Source organism: Pseudomonas sp. FSL R10-2189, assembly GCF_009600325.1.
Classification (GTDB): domain Bacteria; phylum Pseudomonadota; class Gammaproteobacteria; order Pseudomonadales; family Pseudomonadaceae; genus Aquipseudomonas; species Aquipseudomonas helleri.
Window position 1 is genome coordinate 1 of the sequence record NZ_WIVZ01000077.1, and the last position, 2,590, is coordinate 2,590.

3 protein-coding genes are annotated in these 2,590 nt (G+C 52.5%); 1 reads left to right on the forward strand and 2 read right to left on the reverse strand.

All coding sequences use genetic code 11. The features are described 5' to 3' along the window. Nucleotides 1-59 precede the first annotated feature (59 nt). Complete coding sequence (locus GHO32_RS25850) at nucleotides 60-563, reverse strand: hypothetical protein (RefSeq protein ID WP_256678633.1); 504 nt, start codon at nucleotides 561-563, stop codon at nucleotides 60-62. A gap of 293 nt (nucleotides 564-856) precedes the next feature. Between GHO32_RS25850 and GHO32_RS25855 the strand changes: the two genes are divergently transcribed. Beyond that, complete coding sequence (locus tag GHO32_RS25855; protein ID WP_044275693.1) at nucleotides 857-1,216, forward strand: hypothetical protein; 360 nt, start codon at nucleotides 857-859, stop codon at nucleotides 1,214-1,216. 273 nt (nucleotides 1,217-1,489) lie between these two features. On the opposite strand, the gene GHO32_RS25860 is transcribed toward GHO32_RS25855, so the two are convergent. After that, entirely contained in the window at nucleotides 1,490-2,320 is an 831-nt protein-coding gene (locus tag GHO32_RS25860; protein ID WP_003829125.1) for an alpha/beta fold hydrolase, read from the reverse strand. Between the last annotated feature and the right edge of the window lie 270 nt (nucleotides 2,321-2,590).

Genomic DNA, 2,590 nt, shown 5'->3' on the forward strand with positions numbered 1-2,590 from the left:
ACCAATTACATAGCCAGGTGCTTGCTGAAGTCAGGAGGGTTTAGAAATCAGCTACACCCTTAAATGCGAAGAGCCGCCAATCTATTCGTGAAACGTTTATTTTCCGTTGGCTGCAATAAAATCTTGAAAGCTTTTAATAAAGGCTTTTCTTGTGCCAGGTAGTATTTTTTTTGAGCCAGAAAATAAAGATAGATAGGTGTCGCGTCCCCAGTGCCTTCCTCTATCCAGCGCTCTTCTGTTGCGAAGCAAAAAAGTACGCAGCGAATGAGGTTCGCAAAGTCTTCATCTGATTTACGGTGCTGTTGCTCTACCGTCCAGAGTTCTAGTGCAAGCCTTTTCCGGAGATCTCCATCGCTTTCTATAAGCTCTCGCTGGATGCTTTTTTCGATATATGGAATCAGCACTTTCAACTTAGGGGCGGAAACGCTAGCCAGTACACCGCCGTCGATCAGGCTGAGCAAATAGCGTGCGCACTGACGTGTTATTTCACTGAAAGGCACGCTCGCTTCAAGTAACGCCTGTTCAAGGTAATCGAACTCTTGAACCTCCAGGCTATCAACCATGATAAAACTCCATCTTTTACTCTTGTGGTGCAGCAGCAATCGGCCCAAAGCGGTCAGTGCAGATTCAGGTAGGGGTTCGAATTCCTATTCTCGCTACCCCGGTTGCATTTGGCGAGCTGGTTGTTGGGGGGGGGAGGGCGAGGCCCTGGGCTGGTAAGCAGATAGCTAAGAGCAATTACTCATCACAGATGGCAATGACCCGCAGATGGCCGCCCCTGTGCATCGTGCAGCTCGGGCACCGTCGATGTTGGTTAGAATGGCGTATTGAAGTCTACTGCTCGCAAGGAAACCCAATGAGCACTGAGAAGCCAGAGCTTTTGCTCGTCCTTCAAAGGTTTCTAGATAATGTTTATGTGAAGGCTTCGAAAAGCCAGAGTGGTTTACTCAAAAGAAATCATGGCCACTACACATACGCGAATGGAATACTCTTCGTCTACCTGACAATCTTCCCTAAAGAGGTTGAGCTTGTTGTTGAAAGCAAGCAGGTAGGTAACGGGGTTTTTAGTATTGTTTTGGATATGTGCATGTCCAGTGGAGAAGTACTGGCTGGCAACCTGCTGTCTCTGAATGGGAGATGCGAGGAGATCAGCACGGCATTGGCCTCGCAAGAGGATTGGGTGTTGGCCCTGTTGTTAAAGTACTTGGGCACCTGAGTCTTTTTCCAGAGCGTGGACACCGCAGGCGTTCCGGTTTGCCGGTTCGCGGGCGCCGAGTTTATGCAGTGACCGCTTCTGGCTGTGGATTCAACCGGTCGATGCAACAGATTGGCTAAATCGTTCTGCGGGGTTTTTTAGTCTCGTGTTTTGCGAGGCGGCTATTTTGCTGCCTTGCAACTTCATTGAGCGTACCTTGCGGGCGAGGGCGGCGACTCAGTCTTTGCCCCGGCTTTAAGCCAGCAAGGGCGGGTCTTTACCCGCCCCAGTGGTTTAGCTCCGCACGAACGCCAGTAGATCAGCGTTAATGGTATCGGCGTTAGTTGTCGGCATTCCGTGGGGGAAGCCGGGGTAGATTTTCAGGATGCTGTTTTGCAGAAGTCTGGCGGACAGAACTCCAGCATTTTCATAGGGTACGATCTGGTCATCATCCCCGTGCATCACCAGTACGGGGATCTTGATGCTCTTCAAATCCTCGGTGAAGTCGGTCTGAGAAAACGCCACGATCCCGTCATAGTGTGCCTTGGCACAGCCCATCATGCCTTGTCGCCACCAGTTCCACACGATGCCCTCGGACGGTTTCGCACCTGGGCGGTTGTAGCCGTAAAAAGGTCCTGCCGGAACGTCGTAATAGAACTGTGCGCGGTTGGCTTTCAGTTGGCTCTGCAGGTCGTCGAAAACCGATTTCGGCAAACCACCAGGGTTGTTCGCAGCCTGAACCATCAGCGGCGGCACGGCGCTGATGATGGCGGCCTTCGACACCCGGTCTTCACCGTGGCGCGCGATGTAATGGATGACCTCACCCCCGCCTGTGGAGTGCCCGACATGGACGGCGCCTTGTACGCCGAGGTGATCGACCACGGCGGCAACGTCGTCGGCATAGTGATCCATGTCGTGGCCATCCCAGACCTGGCTGGAGCGCCCATGCCCCCGTCGGTCGTGGGCAACGACCCGATAGCCGTGGTCCAGGAAAAAGAGCATCTGCGCGTCCCAATCGTCTGCGCTGAGCGGCCATCCATGATGGAAAAAGATGACCTGAGCGTCACGTGGTCCCCAGTCCTTGTAAAAGATTTCAACACCGTCCCGCGTAGTGACGTATCCCATGTTCGTATCTCCTGAGTGAAGGTATGACCTCGACCGATTAGAGATTCGGCCTTGGCCCTGATGAACGAAGTGCAGCCCATTGGATAGGTGTTGCACAGGCTGTGTTTGTCGATTGATCTGCATCTACCCATGAGCCCATGACGGCGGAGCAATGCATTGAACTTGAGCCGCTTGGCCGCCTTATGACTTTAGGTTTAAAGGCTCTTCGCATTTAAGGGTGTAGAAAAAATCTGACCGGCTGGAAAAGGAGTCGAGGATCTTAGAAAATGT

Bases quoted from the DNA above. Each gene is read 5' to 3' on its own strand.
- GHO32_RS25860 (WP_003829125.1), bottom strand. From the start codon at position 2,320: ATGGGATACGTCACTACGCGGGACGGTGTTGAAATCTTTTACAAGGAC.
- GHO32_RS25855 (WP_044275693.1), top strand. From the start codon at position 857: ATGAGCACTGAGAAGCCAGAGCTTTTGCTCGTCCTTCAAAGGTTTCTA.
- GHO32_RS25850 (WP_256678633.1), bottom strand. From the start codon at position 563: ATGGTTGATAGCCTGGAGGTTCAAGAGTTCGATTACCTTGAACAGGCG.